This window comes from Nocardia anocheti, from assembly GCF_029675105.1.
Taxonomy (GTDB): domain Bacteria; phylum Actinomycetota; class Actinomycetes; order Mycobacteriales; family Mycobacteriaceae; genus Nocardia.
The window spans coordinates 356,188-376,588 of record NZ_JAQQFV010000002.1; the positions used below are offsets into that span (position 1 = coordinate 356,188).

Genomic DNA, 20,401 nt, shown 5'->3' on the forward strand with positions numbered 1-20,401 from the left:
GCCACCCGCGGTTCCACCTAGTTCGCCAAATCGTCGACGGTGGCCGCTTCGTTCCTGGACAGGTTGATGCCCAGGTTCGCCGCGGCGCGCTCCAGATCCTCGTCGTCGCCGTCACGCATCTCGATCGCGGCGCCGTCGGAGGACAGCACCTCCACGTTGAGGCACAGCGACTGGAGTTCCTTGAGGAGCACCTTGAACGACTCCGGAATGCCCGGCTCCGGAATGTTCTCGCCCTTGACGATCGCCTCGTAGACCTTCACGCGGCCCACCACGTCGTCGGACTTGATGGTCAGGAGTTCCTGCAGCGTGTACGCCGCGCCGTAGGCCTGCATGGCCCAGCACTCCATCTCACCGAATCGCTGACCACCGAACTGCGCCTTACCACCGAGCGGCTGCTGGGTGATCATCGAGTACGGGCCGGTCGAACGGGCGTGGATCTTGTCGTCGACCAGGTGGTGCAGCTTCAGGATGTACATGTAACCGACCGCGACCGGGTACGGGAACGGCTCGCCGGAACGACCGTCGAACAGGGTCGCCTTGCCGTTCTCGTCGACCATGCGCTCACCGTCGCGGTTGGGCAGGGTCGAACCGAGCAGACCGGTCAGCTCGTCGTCCTTGGCACCGTCGAACACCGGGGTGGCGATGTTGGAGTCGGCGGGCGCGCCCAGCATCTCCTCCGGCAGCGACTTCGCCCAGTCGGGGCGGGTGCCGTCGGTGGCGACGTCGACGTTCCATCCGGCCTTGCCGATCCACCCCAGATGGGTCTCCAGGATCTGGCCGATGTTCATACGACGAGGCACACCGTGGGTGTTCAGGATGATGTCGACCGGGGTGCCGTCGGGCATGAACGGCATGTCCTCGATGGGGAGGATCTTGCCGATGACGCCCTTGTTGCCGTGGCGACCGGCGAGCTTGTCGCCGTCCTGGATCTTGCGCTTCTGGGCCACGTAGACGCGGACCAGCTCGTTGACACCGGGAGGCAGATCGTCGTCGTCCTCGCGCGAGAACACGCGGATGCCGATGACCTTGCCGGACTCACCGTGGGGCACCTTGAGCGAGGTGTCGCGGACTTCGCGGGCCTTCTCACCGAAGATGGCGCGCAGCAGGCGCTCCTCGGGGGTCAGCTCGGTCTCACCCTTCGGGGTGACCTTGCCGACCAGGATGTCGCCGTCGCGGACCTCGGCACCGATGCGGATGATGCCGCGCTCGTCCAGGTCGGCCAGCACCTCGTCGGAGACGTTCGGGATGTCCCGGGTGATCTCCTCGGCGCCCAGCTTGGTGTCGCGGGCGTCGATCTCGTGCTCTTCGATGTGGATCGAGGTGAGAACGTCCTCTTCCACGAGGCGCTGCGACAGGATGATCGCGTCCTCGTAGTTGTGGCCTTCCCACGGCATGACGGCGACGAGCAGGTTCTTGCCCAGCGCCATCTCACCGTTCTCGGTGCAGGGGCCGTCCGCGAGGACCTGCCCCTTCTCCACCCGCTGGCCCTCGTCCACGATCGGACGCTGGTTGGAGCAGGTGCCCTGGTTGGAGCGGTTGAACTTGCGCATCCGGTAGGACTTGCGGCTGCCGTCGTCGGCCATCACGGTGACGTAGTCGGCCGAGACCTCCTCGACCACACCCGGCTTCTCGTTCACCACGACGTCGCCCGCGTCCACCGCGGCGCGCAGCTCCATGCCGGTGCCCACGATCGGGGACTCGGAACGGATCAGCGGCACGGCCTGACGCTGCATGTTCGCGCCCATGAGGGCACGGTTGGCGTCGTCGTGCTCGAGGAACGGGATCATGGCCGTCGCGACCGACACCATCTGGCGCGGCGAGATGTCCATGTAGTCGACCTGCGACGGGGTGACGAACTCGACCTCTTCGCCCGCACGGCGGACGAGGACCTTCTCCTCGACGAAGCGACCCTCGGCGTCGACCGGCGAGTTCGCCTGGGCGCGCACGTAGCGGTCTTCCTCGTCGGCGGTGAGGTACTTGACCTCGTCGGTCACCTTGCCGTCGACGACGCGACGGTACGGGGTCTCGATGAAGCCGAACGGGTTCACCCGCGCGTACACCGACAGCGAACCGATCAGGCCGATGTTCGGGCCTTCCGGGGTCTCGATCGGGCACATGCGGCCGTAGTGCGACGGGTGGACGTCGCGGACTTCCAGACCGGCGCGCTCACGCGACAGACCGCCGGGGCCCAGCGCCGAGAGACGACGCTTGTGGGTCAGGCCCGAGAGCGGGTTGTTCTGGTCCATGAACTGCGACAGCTGGGAGGTTCCGAAGAACTCCTTGATCGCGGCGACGACCGGGCGGATGTTGATCAGGGTCTGCGGCGTGATCGCCTCGACGTCCTGGGTGGTCATCCGCTCGCGGACCACGCGCTCCATGCGGGACAGGCCCACGCGGATCTGGTTCTGGATCAGCTCGCCGACGGTACGCAGACGACGGTTACCGAAGTGGTCGATGTCGTCGACCTCGACAGGCACCTCTTCGCCACCGGGGGCGGTCATCACCCGGTCCCCGGCGTGCAGGCGCACCAGGTACTCGATGGTGTCGACGATGTCTTCCTTGGTGAGCACCGAGGACGTGACCGGCTTGTCGAGGTTGATGCCGAGCTTCTTGTTGATCTTGTAGCGACCGACGCGCGCCAGGTCGTAGCGCTTCTCCTTGAAGAACAGGTTCTCCAGCAGGGTCTGCGCGGACTCCTTGGTCGGCGGCTCGCCCGGACGCAGCTTGCGGTAGATGTCGAGCAGCGCCTCGTCCTGGCCGGGGGTGCTGTCCTTCTCCAGGGTCGACATCATGATCTCGGAGAAGCCGAAACGCTCGACGATCTCCTCGGTGGTCATCCCGAGTGCCTTGAGCAGCACGGTGACCGGCTGACGGCGCTTGCGGTCGATGCGCACACCGACGGTGTCGCGCTTGTCGACGTCGAACTCCAGCCACGCGCCGCGCGACGGGATCACGCGCACGCTGTGCAGGTCCTTCTCGGTGGTCTTGTCGATGCTGTGATCGAAGTAGACGCCCGGGGAACGCACCAGCTGCGAGACGACGACACGCTCGGTGCCGTTGATGATGAAAGTGCCCTTGTCGGTCATCATGGGGAAGTCACCCATGAACACCGTCTGGCTCTTGATCTCGCCGGTGTTGTTGTTGATGAACTCCGCGGTGACGAACAGCGGCGCCGCGTAGGTCATGTCCTTCTCTTTGCACTCTTCGATGGAGGCCTTGACCTCTTCGAAGCGCGGGTCGGAGAACGACAGGGACATGGATCCGGAGAAGTCCTCGATCGGCGAGAGCTCCTCGAGCACCTCCTCGAGGCCGCCTGCAAGACCGACGTCGCCGCGTGCGGCCGCCTTCTCACGCCAGTCGGGGGTACCGACCAACCAGGCGAACGAGTCCGTTTGTAGGTCGAGAAGTCCGGGCACCTCCAAGGGCTCTCGGATCTTCGCGAACGAAACCCTCGAGGGGGCTCCGGGGATTCCAGCCTTGGTCTGGGTGGAGACTGCCAAGATGCGTCCTTCCAGCACCTCACGCGCGTCGCGTGGTGGTCCGCGACCGTCGCTTACCTGCTACGTTGTCGAGATTCTCGCTGGTGACAGCCCGAACGAAACCAGAACAAGCAGCAGCGGAAGTAACACCGGAAGGGTGGAACTCACGTGTGCGAATCAAGGTGTGGACAGGAGGCAGCCAGCGCAACGTCCAAACTTACACCCCTACACAAGGGGGTGTCAACATACCATCCGAGTGACCACTCGCACGGCAAACGCGCCGATGTCCGTCAACGCTGGCCGCGTCGGACATTCCGGGCGCTGGGGGCCCCACAACAGCTGACGCCGTTGTGAATAGGGTGACGGTTCGCGCCCGCCTCGTCAAGTGGCCCGGCAGGGTCTGTCCGCGAAGTGAGATCGCCTGGCGCCCTGCGCATCCCCCGGCCACGGCGGCGGCCATTTTACCCGCGACACGCCGAGTGCGGCAACTCGCAGATCCCCCGCTCAGCGGCCCGATTCCGGCCCGGAAACGCGTCGAGCCCCGGCCTGGGCGGCCGGGGCTCGACGCGTGGTCGAACAGCGCTCAGGCGTTGGCCTGGCCGTGCGGAATCGTCTTGCCGAAGACCTCGGTGGGCTGGTCGCTGCCGTAGGCGGCCATCACCTGGGTGTCCTCGGACTGGTCCAGCGACTCGCGGATGGCGACCTGGGCGGCGTGCGGCAGGGTGTGCATGATCTCGCGCACCCGGGCCTGCCGACGGAAGACCGCCTGGCGCACGGGCATGCCCGGCTCGGCCTTCATCTGCGGGATGATGCCCTCGATCTCCTCGGCGCCACCGTGGTGGTGACCGGCGTCGACGAGCGCCTGCTCGCGCGCCATCTGCGCCTCGTCCTTCTCCTCGGACATACCGATCGGGCCGATCATGCGGCCGTTGAGGAACTGCTTGACCACCGGCTCCTCGCTGGTGAGCAGCACCTCGCGGGGGCCGAACATCACCAGGTTGCGGCGGAACAGCATGCCGATGTTGTCCGGCACGGTACGGGCAAGGTTGATGTTGTGCGTCACGATCAGGATCGTGGCGTCGATCTGGGCGTTGATGTTGAGCAGCAGCTGGGCCAGGTACGAGGTACGCACCGGGTCCAGGCCGGAGTCGGGCTCGTCGACCAGGATGATCTGCGGGTCGAGGACCAGCGCGCGGGCCAGACCGGCGCGCTTGCGCATACCGCCGGAGATCTCGCCGGGGAGCTTGTTCTCGGCACCGAGCAGACCGGTGAGCTCGAGCTTCTCCATGACGATGCGCTTGATCTCGCTCTCCGACTTCTTCGTGTGCTCACGAAGCGGGAAGGCGATGTTGTCGTAGAGATTCATCGAGCCGAACAGCGCGCCGTCCTGGAACAGCACACCGAACAGCTTGCGGATCTCGTAGAGCTCCTTGTTGGAGCAGGTGGTGATATCGGTGCCATCGATGAAGATGGACCCGCGCTCGGGCCGCAGCAGACCGATGAGCGACTTCAGGAACACCGACTTACCCGTACCCGAGGGGCCGAGCAGCGCGCTCACCTCGCCCGAAGGGAGCGTGATCGACACGTCCTGCCAAATTCGCTGGGAACCGAAGGATTTGGTTACACCCTCGGTCCTGACCTCGACGCCCACGCCTACCTCCATTGATCCTGCGAGCACCCCACCCGCTGTCCGCTCGCGATATCACGGCGGCACCGCACAACACTGTGGGTCCGGTCACTGTATCCCATCAGTGAGACAGGGCACACCCTTCATATGACTGAAGAGTAACCCACGCGGTTGATACAGCATGTATCACCATCGCATGTCCGGACAAATGACAAACGGGCGGCCCCCGAAAGGGCCGCCCGTTCGCGAGCGCGAAGCGCGGAATTACTTGACGGCGACCTTGGCGCCGGCCTCTTCCAGCTTGGCCTTGGCAGCCTCGGCGGCCTCCTTCGAGACCTTCTCCAGGATCGGCTTCGGGGCACCCTCGACCAGGTCCTTGGCTTCCTTCAGGCCCAGGCCGGAGACGATCTCACGGACCACCTTGATGACCTGGATCTTCTTGTCGCCCGCACCCTCGAGGATGACGTCGAACTCGTCCTGCTCCTCGGCGGCGTCGGCGGCGGCCGGGGCGGCACCCGCGGCGGCGACGGCGACGGGGGCAGCGGCGGTGACCTCGAAGGTCTCCTCGAAGACCTTGACGAACTCGGCGAGCTCGAGCAGGGTCAGCTCCTTGAAGGCGCCGATCAGTTCTTCGGTGCTCAGCTTGGCCATGATGTTTCCTTCCGATGGGGTACCTCGCGCCGCACGCGCGTCACGAGGCGGGTATTGGTGGTCTTATTCGGCGTCGGCCGGGGCGGCGGCAGCCTCGCCCTGACGCTTCTCCAGCAGGGCCGCGGCGAGGCGGGCCACCTGGGAGGCGGGGGCGTTGAACAGGCCGGCGGCCTGCGCGGGCTTGGCCTTGAACGCGCCGGCCAGCTTGGCCAGCAGCACCTCGCGGGAGTCCAGGTCGGCGATGCGCTCGACCTCGGACACGGACAGCGCTTTGCCGTCCATGTACCCGCCCTTGATCACAAGGGCCTTGTTCTCCTTGGCGAACTGCTTGAGCGCCTTGGCCGCGTCGACCGGCTCACCCTGGATGAAGGTGATGGCGGTCGGGCCGACGAACAGCTCGTCCAGACCCGCGACACCGGCTTCACCGGCAGCGAGCTTGACCAGGGTGTTCTTGGCGACGGAGTACGTAGCGCCGGTGCCGAGCGCGCGACGCAGCTCGGTGAGCTTGCCGACCGACAGACCACGGTATTCCGTGACGACAGTGGCCGTGGAGTTCTTGAACTGCTCCGCGATCTCCGCGACAGCGGTGACCTTTTCGGGCTTCGCCATACTTCGCCTCCTCTCTGATGTCGGTTCGTGAACGCGCACTACCGAATTCAGGGGCCGGCGACAAAACTAACGCCCCGGACGCAAGGCATACCGGGGCGCGAAAGATCGGCCTCAGCTCTCCCTGCGTGGGCCGCCGGCAATGTCGCCGGACCTTCGATCGACCCCGCGCGAGCGGCATCGACGACCAACGGTCTTCGGTAGAACGAATGGGTAGTCATCGAACAGGTCGATGACCGGAGTTCACTGTACCGGCACCTACCCCCATCTGCCAAAACGGGTCCACGAAGGCCCGGAAAGTCACGTCATCGTGTGGCACAGGTCACTTCGCCCGATCGATGTGGTCGCAATCCCACAGAGAAAGTGTTACGCACGGTTGCAGTAATCTGCTTCACTCCTTTGCTATGGCAACCTCCATAGTCGCTCCACCAGTGCTGCTGGACCGGCGTCCGCAGCGATTCCTCGCACTCCTCGTCATCTGCCTGGCCGAATTGCTGGTGGTGCTCGACAACACCATCGTCAATGTCGCCCTCCCCTCGATCGGCGTCCAGCTCCAGACCGGGGTCTCCGGCCTGCAATGGGTCGTCGACGCCTACACCCTCACCTTCGCGGGCCTGCTGCTCGCGGCGGGCAATCTCGGCGACCGCTACGGCCGCCGCCGGATCATGATCATCGGCCTGGTCGGCATCGCGGCGATGTCGGTCGGCGGCGCGCTGGCCGGGTCGATGACGCAGGTCATCGCGGCCCGCGCGGCCATGGGCGTGTTCGCCGCCGCCGTCTTCCCGGCCACCCTGGCCCTGATCATCAACATCTTCACCGACCGGCGCGAACGCGCGCTGGCCATCGCCGCCTGGACCGCCATGGCGGGTTTCGCCATCGCCATCGGCCCGATCTCGGGTGGCTGGCTGCTCGAACACTTCAGCTGGCACTCGGTGTTCTGGATCAATGTGCCGGTGGCGCTGGTCGCGCTGGTCGCCACGCTGCTGTGGGTGCCCGAGTCCCGGTCGGAATCGGTGGGCGCCCTCGACATCGTCGGCATCGGGCTCTCGATCGCGGGCATCACGCTGGTGGTGTGGGCGATCATCGAGGCGCCGCACAACGGCTGGCTCTCGCTGACCACCCTGGGCACCGGACTGCTCGGTGCCGCGCTCCTGGCCGCCTTCGTCACCTGGGAATTGCGCACCGCCGCACCGATTCTCGATATGCGTCTGTTCCGCAATCGCCGATTCTCGTTGCCCGCCTTGGCCATTGCCGTCGGCTACTTCTCGATGTTCGGCTTTCTGTTCTTGATCACCCAGTATTTCCAAGGCGTGCGCGAGTACACGCCGCTCGAATTCGGTATCGCGTCGCTGCCCTTCGCGTTCTCGGTGGCGATCGGCGCACCGGTCGCGACGCTGCTCGCGCAGCGTTTCGGCACCACCGCGGTACTGGTGATCGGGCTGTTGCTCACCGGTGTCGGCCTGTATCTGGGCGGGCAGGTGACGGTGGACAGCAGCTATCTGATCGGCGTGCTGCCGTCGATGGTGTCGATGGCGCTGGGTCTGGGCATCGTGCAGGGCCCGGCGACGGAGTCGATCATGTCGGCGCTGCCACTGGATGAGGCGGGCGCGGGCTCGGCCGTCAACGACACCACCCGCGAGATCGGCGGCACCCTCGGCGTCGCCGTGCTCGGCTCGATCGTGGCCTCCTACTACAGCAGCCGGATCGGGGCTCGCGTCGACGCCATCCCGCTCGGCATCATGAACGCCAATGAGAAGAGCCTGGTCAAGGCGAGTCCGCTCAGCGTGCTGGAGCTGCGCAAACGCGAGCTGACCCCGTTCCTGGAGACCCAGCGCGAGAACCTCATCGTCGCCATGAAGACGGCCACCTTGCAGGGCGCGCACACCGCGTCGCTGGTGGCGGCGGGCGCGGTGGCCGTCTGCGCGGTGATCGTCGCGATCTTCCTGCCGTGGAGGCCGCAGGGCGGCGAGTCCGTGCTACTCGGCTGGCGCGACACGAGCGACTCCGGGGACTGAGCCAGTCGCGTACCGGGCGGAGGTTCCGTCCGGTACGCGTCGTCAGACCCGGCTGGCGAGGTGCGCGGCCAGTTCGGCCAGGACACCCGACGCGACCGCGCGGAATTCCGGGGCGGGCACCAACCCGTCCGCGGCGATGTCGGCGCCGAGCACCGGCACCCGCGCGCACGCCCGCTCGACCACCTCCGCGCCGACATAGCCGAGCACCGTCGCCAAGGTGGCCACCGCGCCCTCGCCCCGGCCCGGCGCCGCCACCGTCAGCCACGCAGTGGGTTTCTCGTGGAGATCGGCGGTGCCGACGGTCCAATCGAGGAGGTTCTTCATGCTGCCCGGCAGGGTGCCCGCGTATTCGGGCGTGCAGATGAGCACCGCGTCGGCCGCGCCCAGCTCGGCGCGCAGCGCGGTGACCTCGGGATAGTCGTCCGGATCGGCACCGGGGACGAAGGCGGGTAGCGCGCGCAGGCCGTCGTAGAGGTGGGTCTCGATCCCGGGCGGCGCCACCGCGGCGACGGTGCGCAGGGCCGCGGTATTGGTCGAGCCGTTCCTGGTGCTGCCCGAGATCAGCAGAATTCTGGTCACATTCGGGCACAACCGGCGGACGCGGCCGAAAAGTCCCCGGAAAACCGCGAGGGTGGGAACGCAGTGCGTTCCCACCCTCGTGGTCGATCAGGAGCTACCTGTCAGCTGAAGCTCACGCGTCCTCGTCGAGGAGGTTGCGGGTGCGGTTCGGGTCCACCGGGATGCCCGGTCCGGTGTTGGTCGAAACCGTGATCTTCTTGACGTAGCGACCCTTGGCGGTCGACGGCTTCACACGCAGGATCTCGTCCAGCGCGGCGCCGTAGTTCTCCACCAGCTTGGCGTCGTCGAACGAGGCCTTGCCGATGACGAAGTGCAGGTTGGCCTGCTTGTCGACACGGAAGTTGATCTTGCCGCCCTTGATGTCGGCGACGGCCTTGGTCACGTCGGGGGTGACCGTGCCCGTCTTCGGGTTCGGCATCAGACCACGCGGGCCCAGGACACGCGCGATGCGGCCGACCTTGGCCATCTGGTCCGGGGTGGCGATCGCGGCGTCGAAGTCCAGCCAGCCGCCCTGGATCCGCTCGATCAGGTCCTCGGCGCCCACGGCGTCGGCACCGGCGGCCTCGGCCTCGGCGGCCTTCTCGCCGACGGCGAACACGATGACGCGAGCGGTCTTACCGGTGCCGTGCGGCAGGTTGACGGTGCCGCGGACCATCTGGTCGGCCTTACGGGGATCGACGCCGAGACGAACGGCGACCTCGACGGTCGCGTCGGTCTTGGTGGTCGAGGTCTCCTTGGCCAGGCGCGCGGCGGCCAGCGGGGAGTACAGCTTGTCGCGATCGACCTTCTCAGCAGCGGCGAGATACGCCTTGCTTCGCTTTGCCATGTTTCTCTGTCCTTAACGTTTCGAGTTCAGATGTGGTGTACGGGTCTGGCCGACCCTCCCACCTGGAGCAGATTCGCTCAGCCTTCGACGGTGATACCCATCGAACGCGCGGTACCGGCGATGATCTTCGCGGCCTGATCGAGATCGGTGGCGTTGAGATCCTCGGCCTTGGTCTTGGCGATCTCCCGGACCTGGTCCATGGTGACCTTGGCGACCTTGGTCTTGTGCGGCTCGGCCGAGCCCTTCTGCACACCGGCGGCCTTGAGCAGCAGCTTGGCGGCGGGCGGGGTCTTCAGCTTGAAGTCGAACGTCCGGTCCTCGTACACCGAGATCTCGACCGGGATGACGTTGCCACGCTGCGACTCGGTCGCGGCGTTGTACGCCTTGCAGAACTCCATGATGTTGACGCCGTGCTGACCGAGCGCGGGGCCGACCGGAGGGGCCGGGTTCGCGGCGCCGGCCTGGATCTGCAGCTTGATGATCCCGGCGAGCTTCTTCTTCTTGGGGGGCATCTTTCTTCCTTGGGTTTCGGGTTCCTTACGGTTGCCGTAAGCCTGTTGCGGGATCGCTCCCGCGCCGGGTCCAAACCCGGCATTCGCGCACGACCGCACCGCCGGGCGGAAAACGCCTGGCGCGGGTCTGCACACGAACTGTCACACTCTACCGAACCGCGACGCGGACGCCGCAGGCGGGGAGGTGCGATAAACAGCAACGGCACCGCCGAGGCGGTGCCGCTACCGAAAGCTGGATCGAGCTAGATCTTGGAGACCTGGGTGAAGTTCAGCTCCACCGGGGTCTCGCGACCGAAGATCGAGACGAGCACCTTGAGCTTCTGCTGCTCGGCGTTGACCTCGCTGATGCTGGCGGGCAGCGTGGCGAACGGGCCGTCCATGACGGTGACCGACTCGCCGACCTCGAAGTCGACCTCGATGATCGGCTTGGCCGAGACCTCGCCGGAGGTGTCCGCGCTGGTCGAGGTGGTCGCCGCAGCGGCCGCCTTCTTCTGCTGCGCACCGGCCGGGACCAGGAACTTCACGACCTCGTTGATGGTCAGCGGGGTCGGCTTGGCGCCGGGGCCGCCGCCGGTCATCCCGACGAAACCGGTGACACCGGGGGTGTTGCGCACCGCGCCCCACGACTCGTTGTTCAGTTCCATCCGGACCAGGATGTAGCCGGGCAGCACCTTGCGGTTGACGTGCTTGCGCTGTCCGTTCTTGATCTCGGTGACCTCTTCGGTCGGCACCTCGACCTGGAAGATGTAGTCCTCGAGGCCGAGGTTCTGCACACGGGTCTCGAGGTTGGTCTTGACCTTGTTCTCGTAGCCCGCGTAGGAGTGCACGACGTACCAGTCGCCGGGGACGCGGCGCAGCTTGGCCTTCATCGACTCGACCGGGTCGGCCTCGGGGTCTTCCTCGGTGGCGACTTCCTCGACGGCGGCTTCCTCGGCCACGTCGGCGTCGGAGTCCTCGGTGGTGGCCTCGACCTCGTCGGTGGCGGTCTCCGCCACGACAGTGTCGTCAACCGGGAACTCGTCGTTGGTGTCGTTCTCCGGGGTGCTCACTGAGGCACTCGCTTCCTGTGTCGTCACGTACATCCTCTGGCCGGGTCGGGTCGGGCGCGCGGCGCGCACTCCGCCGTTCCACCCGGGATCGGCTACCGGCGTCGTGTCGGCGATCAGCCGAACAGCCAGTCGATACCCTTGACGAACGCCACGTCGATCCCGGCGATGAACGCGACCATGAAGACCACGAACACCAGAACGACGGCCGTATAGGTGACCATCTGCTTCCGGTTGGGCCAGATCACCTTGCGCAGTTCCGCGATGACCTCTCGCAGGAACTTGATCAGCCGCTTGAACGGATTGCCCGTCTTGGCCTTACCAGCGTTCTTGTCCGCCTTGCGCGCGGCCGAGGGCCGATCGAGCGTGGCGACCGAACCGGTGTCCGCCGGAGAATCCGACGGACGCGCACGGCGAGCTGTCCGCTTGCCGCTCGGCCGAGTGGCAGCGGCGGTGTCGTCGCCGTCTTCGGCGCGAGTATCCCGCTCGTCCGTCACGTCGATCCTTCCTCGTCGCTGGCATTCAGGGCAGGGGCGACAGGACTTGAACCTGCAACCTGCGGTTTTGGAGACCGCTGCTCTGCCAATTGAGCTACGCCCCTTCGGTTGGACCGGCCTGAGCCGCTACGTCCAACCACAGTCGATATTAATTTATCGAGCCCTGGTGTCACACAACATGCGCGCCGCCTTCGAGGGGAGCCAGCTCCCCGGGAAGATCAGCGCGCAGCAGCCGGTGACCCCAGAGCTCCGAGTGTACGGTACCGCGTGCGGTATTCGCCAATCCGGGGCAGGTGTCCAGGTCAGGACAGCTGAACGGTTGCCGTGGCGCGTCCGAAGATCTTCTTCCCCGCCGACTTCGCCGTGATGGCGACGACAGCGGTGCGCGATTCCGGATCCACCGATTTCACCTTACCGGTGAATTCCACCTCGGCCGGAGCCTCCGCGCCGACATAGACCGGACTGGTGAAGCGCACGTTGTACTCCTTGACCGCGCCCGGGTCGCCCAGCCACGAGGTGACGAAACCGCCGCCGAGGCCCATCGTGAGCATCCCGTGGGCGACCACGTCGTCCAGGCCGACCAGTTCGACGATCTCGTCGCTCCAGTGGATCGGATTGGCGTCGCCGGAGACTCCGGCGTAGTTCACCAGGTCGCCACGGGTCAGGCGCACCGTGCGCGGAGGCAGTTCGTCCCCGGCGGCGACGCTGTCGAAGGACAGGGCGTGCGTGCTGACGGTCGGGGCCGGGGCCTTGGTGACCGGGTCGGGGGCGATCGGGACGTCGGCGGGGGCGTGGTGCGCGGGCTCGTCCTCGCCCAGGCCGTGCATGAGCACATTACGGACCGCGTCCGACATCCTGGGATCGATGTCACCGCCGCTGCGACCGATGAGCGTGGTGTAGGTGGTGAGCACCAGCTCGTCGTCCTGGGCGGTGACGATGTTCTTCGTCACGATGATGTCGCCGCCGAAGGCCTGCCGGAACGAATGCAGGTACACATCGCAGGTCAGCTGGTCACCCACGCGGATCGGGCGGTGGAATTCCAGGATCTGGTCGGTCTGCATGATCTGGCTCAGGTCGTAGCCGGTGACGATCTGCTCGAACAGCTTGCGCTGGGCCAGGATGCCGACCAGGGAGATGAAGGTGAGCGGGGCGAGCAGGCCGTCGTAGCCGTGTTCGCGCGCGGCGTCCTCCTCCCAGTGCACCGGGTGGTAGTCCTGCACGGCGCGGGCGTATTCGCGCACCTTCTCGCGGCCGACCTCGTAGAAGTCGTCGACGCGGTAGTGGTGGCCGACCATCGCCGCCGCGTGCGCGGCGGGATCGAACGGTGCGGCGGGTGCGGCGGAGACCGCTTCGTCAGTTCCGGTGTTCAGTGTCACAAGGGGGACCTTACTCACCGGTCAATTCGACATTCGCCCAAGGGGTGGCCGGACGGAACGCGAAAAAGCCGAAGGCCGGACTCTCGTCCGGCCTTCGGCTTGGAAATCTGAGGTGCTGAATCAGCGCGACTCGCGGTGCGCCCGGTGGGTTCCGCAGTTCGGGCAGAACTTCTTCAGCTCGAGGCGATCCGGGTCGTTACGCCGGTTCTTCTTGGTGATGTAGTTGCGGTGCTTGCACTCTTCGCAGGCCAAGGTGATCTTTGGCCGGACATCGGTGGACTTCGCGGCCACGATATGCCTTCTTTCCGGTCTGGGCTGAGTCGTTATTGGTAGCGATGGCCGGACTTGAACCGGCGACACAACGATTATGAGTCGTTTGCTCTACCGACTGAGCTACACCGCCACGGCGGACCTATTACGGTGATGCCGGCGGGAAAGTCGGTCACCACCGGCAATCCGGCGAGCCCCCTAACGGAATCGAACCGTTGACCTTTTCCTTACCATGGAAACGCTCTGCCGACTGAGCTAAGGGGGCATGACTACGTGGCACAGAGTCTGTATCGGCGGGCCGATCAGCGCGACCCCGTGCTCCGGCGTCCTGAAGAAGATTACACACTACCTACCAAGAGCACCAAATCGCCAGCTCAAGCCAGATTTTTGGCCCAGGCAACCCACTGATCACGCGAGCACATGGGTAACTCCGCAGCCACCTCCCCGCCGAGCGGCACACGACGCGAGTCCGACGACGAACCGCCGAGCTACCGGACGACACGCAGAAACCGCAGAGAGGCGGTACAGCAAAGAACCCCGCCGATCTGATGATCGACGGGGTTCGATGTGGCAGATGTAGGATTCGAACCTACGTAGGCTCTCGCCGACAGATTTACAGTCTGCTCCCATTGGCCGCTCGGGCAATCTGCCTTGTGCGCCGTCTCCGGTGCGCTGAGAAGCTTACAACGAACCCTCCCCCGCAATGCAAACCGCCTGCACAGCACCCCTGCGAGCAGTGGCGCGACCCCCGGGCGGGTACAACTGTCTCGGTGGCCGGTAGACCTCCGGCCCCCGGAGTTTGCCGGACCTTCAGGGACAGGAGCGCAGTGTGGCTGATTCGTCATTCGACGTGGTGAGCAAGGTCGATCGGCAGGAGGTCGACAATGCGCTGCACCAGGCGGAGAAGGAGCTGAACTCCCGCTACGACTTCAAGGGCACCGACGCCTCGATCGCCTGGTCCGGCGAGGAGGCCATCGTGCTGACCGCCAATGCCGAGGAGCGGGTCAAGGCCGCGCTCGAGGTGTTCAAGGAGAAGCTGATCCGACGCGACATCTCGCTCAAGGCGTTCGACGCGGGCGAGGCGCAGCCCTCGGGCAAGGTGTTCAAGATCACCGGCACGCTGGTGCAGGGCATCGACACCGAGAAGGCCAAGAAGATCAGCAAGAAGATCCGCGACGAGGGCCCCAAGGGCGTGAAGGCGCAGATCCAGGGCGAGGAGCTGCGGGTGAGCAGCAAGAAGCGCGACGACCTGCAGGCGGTGATCTCGCTACTCAAGGGCGAGGACTTCGGCATCGCCCTGCAGTTCGTGAACTACAGGTAGTTCACGGGTGGCGGCGCTCAGTGCCGGTGGGTGCCGCCAGCCATCTCCTCCAGGCGCCGGATGCGTTCTTCCATCGGCGGGTGCGTGGAGTACCAGCGCGCGATGCGGTCGCCCGCGCGGAACGGGTTGGCGATCATCAGGTGCGATTCGCTGGTGAGCTTGGGGTCCGGTGGGAGTGGGGCCACCTGAACGCCGCGTTCGATCTTGCGCAGCGCCGAGGCCAGGGCCAGCGGGTCGCCGGTGAGTTCGGCACCGGACTGGTCGGCCTGGTACTCGCGCGACCGCGACACCGCCATCTTGATCAGGCCCGCGGCGAGCGGGCCGAGCAGCGAGACCAGCAGCACCCCGATGATGTTCGGTCCCTGCCCGTCGCGGCCGCCGAAGGACCCGGCGAACAGCGCCATATTGGCCAGGCCGGTGATCACCGAGGCCATCGCGCCCGCCACCGACGAGATCAGGATGTCGCGGTTGTAGACATGCGAGAGCTCGTGACCGAGCACCGCGCGCAACTCCCGCTCATCGAGCAGTTGCAGGATGCCGCTGGTACAGCAGACCGCCGCGTGGCGCGGGTTGCGGCCGGTGGCGAAGGCGTTGGGCGCGTTGGTGGGGCTGATGTAGAGCCGGGGCATGGGCTGGCGCGCCGCGGTCGCGAGCTCGCGCACGATCCGGTAGATGACCGGGGCCTCCAGCTCGCTGACCGGTTGCGCGTGCATGGCCTTCAACGCGAGCTTGTCGCTGTTGAAGTAGGCGTAGGCGTTCATGCCGACGGCCAGCACGATCGAGATGATCAGGATCGTCGGACTGCGGAACATCGCCCCGATGGCGACGATCAACGCCGACATCCCGACCATCAACCCGAACGTCTTGATCCCATTGGGCATGGTTGTGCAACGAGGGCCGCGCGGGGAAAGTTCCAGCTACCCGACGCGCTCGATAGTGTAGCGGACCAGGCGGGTGAGCGCGTCGTTGGCCGGACCACCGGGCAGGGCGGCCAGTTCGGCGTCGGCCAGGTCGGCGTAGGACCGCAGCTTCTCCTTGGCCTTCGCCATGCCGGGTGAGCGGCGCAGCAGCTCGAGCGCCTCGTCGACCTCGGCGTCGGTTTCCAGCGGGCGCGCCAGCAGGGTACGCAGGCGCTCGCCGTCGGCGCCGGACTCGCGCAGCGCGTAGAGCACCGGCAGGGTGTGCACGCCCTCGCGCAGGTCGGTGCCGGGGGTCTTGCCGGACTGCTCGGACGAGGACGAGATGTCGATGATGTCGTCGGAGATCTGGAAGGCGGTGCCGACCGCGTCACCGAGGCGGGCCAGCCGTTCGACGTGCTCGCCGCCGGCGCCGGAGAAGGTGCCGCCGAAGCGGCCCGCGGCGGCGATGAGCGAGCCGGTCTTCTCCCACACCACGCGCAGGTAGTGCTCGACCGGGTCCTGGGACTTCTTGGCGCCCATGGTCTCCCGCATCTGGCCGGTGACCAGTTCGGCGAAGGTCTCGGCGATGATGCGCACCGCGTCGGGGCCGAGGGTGGAGGTCAGCCGGGAGGCGTGGGCGAACAGGTAGTCACCGGAGAGGATGGCGATGGAATTGCCCCAGCGCGCGTTGACGCTCACCGCGCCGCGCCGCTGCGGGGCCTCGTCCATGACGTCGTCGTGATAGAGCGTGGCCAGGTGCACCAGTTCCACCACGGTGCCCGCGGTGACCAGGGCCGGGTCGGTGGGGTTGGGGCCGAGCTGACCGGTGAGCAGGGTGAACAGTGGACGGAAGCGTTTGCCTCCGGCGCGGGCCAGATGCAGGGCCGCTTCCTGGAGGAAGTCCTCGCCGTCGGAGAGTTCGTCGACGAGCAGCTTCTCGACCGCGGCCAGCCCGTCACGCACGGTGGCCGCGAGTTCGGGATCGACGAGATCTACCCCGGCAACCACGGTGCTCTCGTCGCTCACAGCCGATGTGCTCATTCTCTTCTCCCAGTGATGCGTCCGACCCCGACGGGTAGCAACCTAGCGTGTTCCGGGGCCCACGCCGATGAACACCGTCACACACTGACTATTCCCGGTGTACCCGACACTCTCGCACAGCCGCCGCGGGTGCCAGTATTGAGCCATGGGTTCACCGGATCTCACCCCCGCCGACCGCGCTCCCCTGCCCGCCGCCGTCGAGGTGCTGGTGGTCGGAGCGGGTCCCGCGGGCTCGGCGTCGGCGGCCTGGGCCGCCCGGGCCGGTCGCGATGTCCTGCTGCTCGACGCGGCGGTCTTCCCGCGCGACAAGACCTGCGGCGACGGGTTGACGCCCCGCGCCACCGCCGAGCTCGAGCACCTGGGCCTGGGCGAATGGGTGCGCGCGCACACGGTGAACCACGGTCTGCGGATGGCCGGTTTCGGCCGCGAGGCGCTGCTGCCGTGGCCGGGCGGCTCGTTCCCAACCTACGGAAGTGCCGTCCCCCGAACCGAACTCGACGACAAACTGCGCGAGACCGCGATCAAGTCGGGCGCTCGGATGGTCGACGGCGCGAAGGTCGTCGAGGTGCTGCGCGAGGGCGAGCGGGTCACCGGGGTGAGGGTACGTCTCGGTGACGACACCCACACTGTGCGATGCGAGATCCTGGTGGTCGCCGACGGCGTGCGCTCCCCCGTCGGCAAGCAGTTGGGCCGCACCTGGCATCGCCGCTTCGCCTACGGCACCGCCGCGCGCGCCTACATCAAGTCCGCGCGCAGCGACGACCAGTGGATCTCCTCGCACCTGGAACTGCGCAACGCCGACAACGAGCTGATCCCCGGTTACGGCTGGATCTTCCCGCTCGGCAACGGCGAGGTGAACATCGGCGTCGGCTCGCTGGCGACCGAGGCCAGGCCCTCGCACATCGCGCTCAAGCCGCTGCTCGAGCACTACACCCGGCTGCGTCGCGAGGAATGGCAGTTCGAGGGCGAATTGCGCGCGGTGGCCTCGGCGCTGCTGCCGATGGGCGGCGCGGTCTCCGGCGTGGCCGGGCCGAACTGGGTGCTGGTCGGTGACGCGGCGGGCTGTGTGAACCCGCTCAACGGCGAGGGCATCGACTACGGCCTCGAGGGCGGGCACATGCTCTCGCGACTGCTCGACGAACCCGACCTGAGCGCGGTCTGGCCGCAGCTGCTGCGCGAGCGCTACGGGCGCACCTTCTCGGTGGCGCGCAGGCTGGCCGGACTGGCCACCCATCCGCGGATGGTGCCGCTCGGCGGCCCGCCGGTGATGCGTTCGAAGTACTTGCAGCGCACCGCCGTCCGGGTGATGGGCAATCTCGTCACCGACGAGGACCTGGATATCACCGCGAAGGCGTGGCGGGCCGCGGGCCGGGCCTCACTGCGCGCCGACGATCTCGCCCCCTTCAGCTGACGGTGCCGCCCGGCGGACGGCACCCGCTGCCGCGTCCTACAGCTTCGCGAACCAGCTTTCGATGAACTTCCGCTCGCTGTTGAGGACCCGCTGGTGCAACTGTTCGGCCAGCGGTTCGATGGCGCCGCCGACCAGCGGAACCTTCACGGTGACGGTGCCGACGACCTCGATCTCGCTGCCCTCGGCGGTCGGGCGCAGTTCGTAGGTGCCCGACATCTCGGTGTTGATGCCGCCGGTGTGGCCGGTGAAGCTGCCCTTGGCGACCTCGCCCCGCAACGGCTGCCAATGGTCGGTGCGCGCGAGCACCAGGTCGCTCTTGAGCACCTTGCGGACCAGGCCGGGAACCTTGTCCTGACCGGGGGTTTCGGTCATCTGGATGCGGATGGAATCCGGTCCGTCGGGATGGGAGAGTTCCAGCGTCGCGGTGTCGGCTCCGGCGAATCGTTGCTGCCAGACCGCATCGTCGACGAGTGCCCGGTGGAGATCTTCGACCGGGACGGTGTAGGGCACGGTGAAGCTGAATTTTCGGGACATGCCCGCACACGCTAGCGCAGCGGACGACTAGGGTGGCCGGGTGTCGGAAACCAGCCAGTCGGATAGGCGGAACGTGCGCCTGCGACGGGTGCGCGCGGGGGTGCTGGGCACCGCGACGGTGATCAGCGTGCTCATGGTGCTGCTGGTACTGGCGGCCTGGCGCAACGACTACGAGATCGAGAACCATCGCGGCGTCACCTCCGGCGAGGTGCTCTCGGCGGGCAGGCTGCGCTCGGCGGTCATGTACGTGACACCCGACAGCGTCACCCACAACCCCAAGGTCGGCATCCTGTATCCGACCAACCTCACCGCCGGTCAGCGGATCAATGTCGAATACAGCACCCGCGATCCCGATCTGGTGCGGGTGGCCGGGCGCGACGCGCGGGTGGCGATCATTCCGGCGGCCTCGGTGATCGTGGTGGTGTGGGCGCTGGCACTGCCCGCGCTGTGGCTGGTGCGGCGCAAGCGCACGGCGTGATTTCCTCCGCTGTTCGCCGGGTCTTCACGTCGGCGTAGGGGTGTCGCGTACCGGGCCGGTCAGGCTGGGAGGGTGCGCGTAGCCATCGTGGCGGAGTCGTTTCTGCCGAACATGAACGGCGTCGTCAACTCTGTCCTGCGGGTGCTGGACCACCTGGACGAGCACGGGCACGACGCGATGATCGTGGCCCCCGACACCCTGCGCGGCCTGCCGCCCGCCCCGCGTTTCCACGGCCGTTTCCCGGTGCACCGGGTGCCCGCGATGATGGTGCCCAAGGTGAGTTCGCTGCCGGTGGGTCTGCCGCAGCCGGGGATCACCGCGGCCATCGCCGCCTTCGACCCGGATGTGGTGCACCTGGCCTCGCCGTTCCTGCTCGGCGCGGGTGGCCTGGCCGCCGCGACCCGGCTGGATCTGCCCTCGATCGCGGTCTATCAGACCGATGTGGCCGGGTTCGCCAAGAGCTACGGCCTGGGTCTGGCGGCGCGGGCCGCCTGGGCGTGGACGCGCCGGATCCACGAGGGCGCCACCCGCACGCTGGCACCGTCCTCGGCGGCCGCGCACGATCTCGCCGAGCACGGCATCCCCCGCGTGCACCGCTGGGGTCGCGGGGTGGACATCGACCGGTTCACGCCCGCCGCGCGCAGTGCGCCGTTGCGGGCGAGCTGGCTGGGCGAGGCCGATCATCGCCTGGTCGTCGGCTTCGTCGGCAGGCTGGCGCCGGAGAAACACGTCGAGCGGCTGGCGGTGCTGGCCGAGGACCCGTCCATCCAGCTGGTGGTGGTCGGCGCCGGGCCGGAACGCGCGAAGCTGGGCGCGCTGCTGCCGGGCGCGGTGTTCACCGGTGAACTCGGCGGCGGCGAGCTGGCCAGGCACTACGCGAGCCTGGACGTGATGGTGCATCCGGGCGAGCACGAGACGTTCTGCCAGGGCGTGCAGGAGGCGCTGTCCTCGGGGGTGCCGGTGATCGGGCCGGATCAGGGCGGACCGCGTGATCTGATCGCGCACTGCCGCACCGGCTACCTGCTGCCGGTCGACCGGTTCACCGAGCTGCTGCCCAGCGCGGTGTCGGCGCTGCGGGCCGCCGAGACGCGCGCCCGGTTCTCGGCGTCGGCGCGCAGATCCGTGCTGCACCGCACCTGGCCCGCGATCTGCGCCGAACTGCTCGGGCACTACGCGGATGTGACCGGATCGCGCGAACGCCTGCCGCGCTCGGCCTAGTAGCGCGCGGCGCGC

Annotated in this window: 19 protein-coding genes and 4 tRNA genes; 5 read left to right on the forward strand and 18 right to left on the reverse strand. The window is 67.2% G+C overall.

Features of this window, described 5'->3' with window-relative positions; genetic code table 11:
- Window positions 1-17 precede the first annotated feature (17 nt).
- The 4 genes from rpoB to rplJ form a co-directional block, all read right to left on the reverse strand.
- Window positions 18-3,518, reverse strand: coding sequence for a DNA-directed RNA polymerase subunit beta (gene rpoB, locus QC180_RS05455; protein WP_278261487.1), 3,501 nt, complete (start codon window positions 3,516-3,518; stop codon window positions 18-20).
- Window positions 3,519-4,062: 544 nt separating this feature from the next.
- Window positions 4,063-5,130: an ABC transporter ATP-binding protein gene (locus QC180_RS05460; protein ID WP_278261488.1), complete on the reverse strand. Its 1,068-nt coding sequence runs from the start codon at window positions 5,128-5,130 to the stop codon at window positions 4,063-4,065.
- 240 nt (window positions 5,131-5,370) lie between these two features.
- Window positions 5,371-5,757, reverse strand: coding sequence for a 50S ribosomal protein L7/L12 (rplL, locus tag QC180_RS05465; protein WP_278261489.1), 387 nt, complete (start codon window positions 5,755-5,757; stop codon window positions 5,371-5,373).
- A gap of 63 nt (window positions 5,758-5,820) precedes the next feature.
- On the reverse strand, window positions 5,821-6,366 hold the full coding sequence (gene rplJ / locus QC180_RS05470) for a 50S ribosomal protein L10 (protein ID WP_278261490.1): 546 nt from the start codon (window positions 6,364-6,366) through the stop codon (window positions 5,821-5,823).
- Window positions 6,367-6,767: 401 nt separating this feature from the next.
- Here rplJ and QC180_RS05475 point away from each other — a divergent pair, with 401 nt between their 5' ends.
- A complete protein-coding gene (locus QC180_RS05475; protein WP_278261491.1) occupies window positions 6,768-8,378 on the forward strand; it encodes an MFS transporter in 1,611 nt (536 codons plus the stop codon).
- Window positions 8,379-8,420: 42 nt separating this feature from the next.
- Here the strand turns inward: QC180_RS05475 and QC180_RS05480 are convergent, their stop codons facing one another.
- From QC180_RS05480 to QC180_RS05530, 11 genes are all read right to left on the reverse strand, one after another.
- Window positions 8,421-8,957, reverse strand: coding sequence for an NADPH-dependent FMN reductase (locus QC180_RS05480; RefSeq protein WP_278261492.1), 537 nt, complete (start codon window positions 8,955-8,957; stop codon window positions 8,421-8,423).
- A 112-nt stretch (window positions 8,958-9,069) separates the two neighbouring features.
- The gene (gene rplA / locus QC180_RS05485; RefSeq protein ID WP_278261493.1) at window positions 9,070-9,783 is read right to left on the reverse strand and encodes a 50S ribosomal protein L1; all 714 of its coding nucleotides are present in this window, start codon (window positions 9,781-9,783) and stop codon (window positions 9,070-9,072) included.
- Window positions 9,784-9,860: 77 nt separating this feature from the next.
- Window positions 9,861-10,295 carry a 50S ribosomal protein L11 gene (gene rplK, locus QC180_RS05490; RefSeq protein WP_278261494.1) on the reverse strand — a complete coding sequence of 145 codons (435 nt, stop codon included), beginning with the start codon at window positions 10,293-10,295 and terminating at the stop codon, window positions 9,861-9,863.
- Window positions 10,296-10,537: 242 nt separating this feature from the next.
- Entirely contained in the window at window positions 10,538-11,344 is an 807-nt protein-coding gene (gene nusG / locus QC180_RS05495) for a transcription termination/antitermination protein NusG (RefSeq protein ID WP_278261893.1), read from the reverse strand.
- Between the two features lie 113 nt (window positions 11,345-11,457).
- Window positions 11,458-11,838 (reverse strand): preprotein translocase subunit SecE, encoded by a 381-nt coding sequence (secE, locus tag QC180_RS05500; RefSeq protein ID WP_278261495.1) that lies wholly within the window; start codon window positions 11,836-11,838, stop codon window positions 11,458-11,460.
- Window positions 11,839-11,869: 31 nt separating this feature from the next.
- Window positions 11,870-11,942, reverse strand: a tRNA-Trp gene (locus QC180_RS05505).
- A 198-nt stretch (window positions 11,943-12,140) separates the two neighbouring features.
- The gene (locus QC180_RS05510) at window positions 12,141-13,208 is read right to left on the reverse strand and encodes a fused (3R)-hydroxyacyl-ACP dehydratase subunits HadA/HadB (RefSeq protein WP_278261894.1); all 1,068 of its coding nucleotides are present in this window, start codon (window positions 13,206-13,208) and stop codon (window positions 12,141-12,143) included.
- Between the two features lie 126 nt (window positions 13,209-13,334).
- Window positions 13,335-13,505: a 50S ribosomal protein L33 gene (rpmG, locus tag QC180_RS05515; protein WP_019049401.1), complete on the reverse strand. Its 171-nt coding sequence runs from the start codon at window positions 13,503-13,505 to the stop codon at window positions 13,335-13,337.
- A 36-nt stretch (window positions 13,506-13,541) separates the two neighbouring features.
- Window positions 13,542-13,617, reverse strand: a tRNA-Met gene (locus QC180_RS05520).
- A 59-nt stretch (window positions 13,618-13,676) separates the two neighbouring features.
- Window positions 13,677-13,749, reverse strand: a tRNA-Thr gene (locus QC180_RS05525).
- Window positions 13,750-14,052: 303 nt separating this feature from the next.
- Window positions 14,053-14,135 (reverse strand) — tRNA-Tyr (locus QC180_RS05530).
- Between the two features lie 178 nt (window positions 14,136-14,313).
- On the opposite strand from QC180_RS05530, the gene QC180_RS05535 reads away from it, so the two are divergent.
- Window positions 14,314-14,805, forward strand: coding sequence for a YajQ family cyclic di-GMP-binding protein (locus tag QC180_RS05535; protein ID WP_071930525.1), 492 nt, complete (start codon window positions 14,314-14,316; stop codon window positions 14,803-14,805).
- Between the two features lie 17 nt (window positions 14,806-14,822).
- Here the strand turns inward: QC180_RS05535 and htpX are convergent, their stop codons facing one another.
- Together htpX and QC180_RS05545 are read right to left on the reverse strand one after the other, a co-directional pair.
- The gene (gene htpX / locus QC180_RS05540; protein ID WP_278261496.1) at window positions 14,823-15,686 is read right to left on the reverse strand and encodes a zinc metalloprotease HtpX; all 864 of its coding nucleotides are present in this window, start codon (window positions 15,684-15,686) and stop codon (window positions 14,823-14,825) included.
- A gap of 36 nt (window positions 15,687-15,722) precedes the next feature.
- Window positions 15,723-16,745 carry a polyprenyl synthetase family protein gene (locus tag QC180_RS05545; protein ID WP_278261497.1) on the reverse strand — a complete coding sequence of 341 codons (1,023 nt, stop codon included), beginning with the start codon at window positions 16,743-16,745 and terminating at the stop codon, window positions 15,723-15,725.
- A gap of 145 nt (window positions 16,746-16,890) precedes the next feature.
- Between QC180_RS05545 and QC180_RS05550 the strand changes: the two genes are divergently transcribed.
- Window positions 16,891-18,156: a geranylgeranyl reductase family protein gene (locus QC180_RS05550; RefSeq protein WP_278261498.1), complete on the forward strand. Its 1,266-nt coding sequence runs from the start codon at window positions 16,891-16,893 to the stop codon at window positions 18,154-18,156.
- Window positions 18,157-18,192: 36 nt separating this feature from the next.
- Here QC180_RS05550 and QC180_RS05555 read toward each other — a convergent pair whose 3' ends face one another.
- Entirely contained in the window at window positions 18,193-18,690 is a 498-nt protein-coding gene (locus QC180_RS05555) for a DUF2505 domain-containing protein (RefSeq protein WP_278261499.1), read from the reverse strand.
- Window positions 18,691-18,730: 40 nt separating this feature from the next.
- Here QC180_RS05555 and QC180_RS05560 point away from each other — a divergent pair, with 40 nt between their 5' ends.
- Both QC180_RS05560 and QC180_RS05565 read left to right on the forward strand, forming a co-directional pair.
- Entirely contained in the window at window positions 18,731-19,168 is a 438-nt protein-coding gene (locus tag QC180_RS05560; protein ID WP_278261500.1) for a DUF3592 domain-containing protein, read from the forward strand.
- Window positions 19,169-19,240: 72 nt separating this feature from the next.
- Window positions 19,241-20,386 carry a glycosyltransferase family 4 protein gene (locus QC180_RS05565; protein WP_278261501.1) on the forward strand — a complete coding sequence of 382 codons (1,146 nt, stop codon included), beginning with the start codon at window positions 19,241-19,243 and terminating at the stop codon, window positions 20,384-20,386.
- Window positions 20,387-20,401 lie beyond the last annotated feature (15 nt).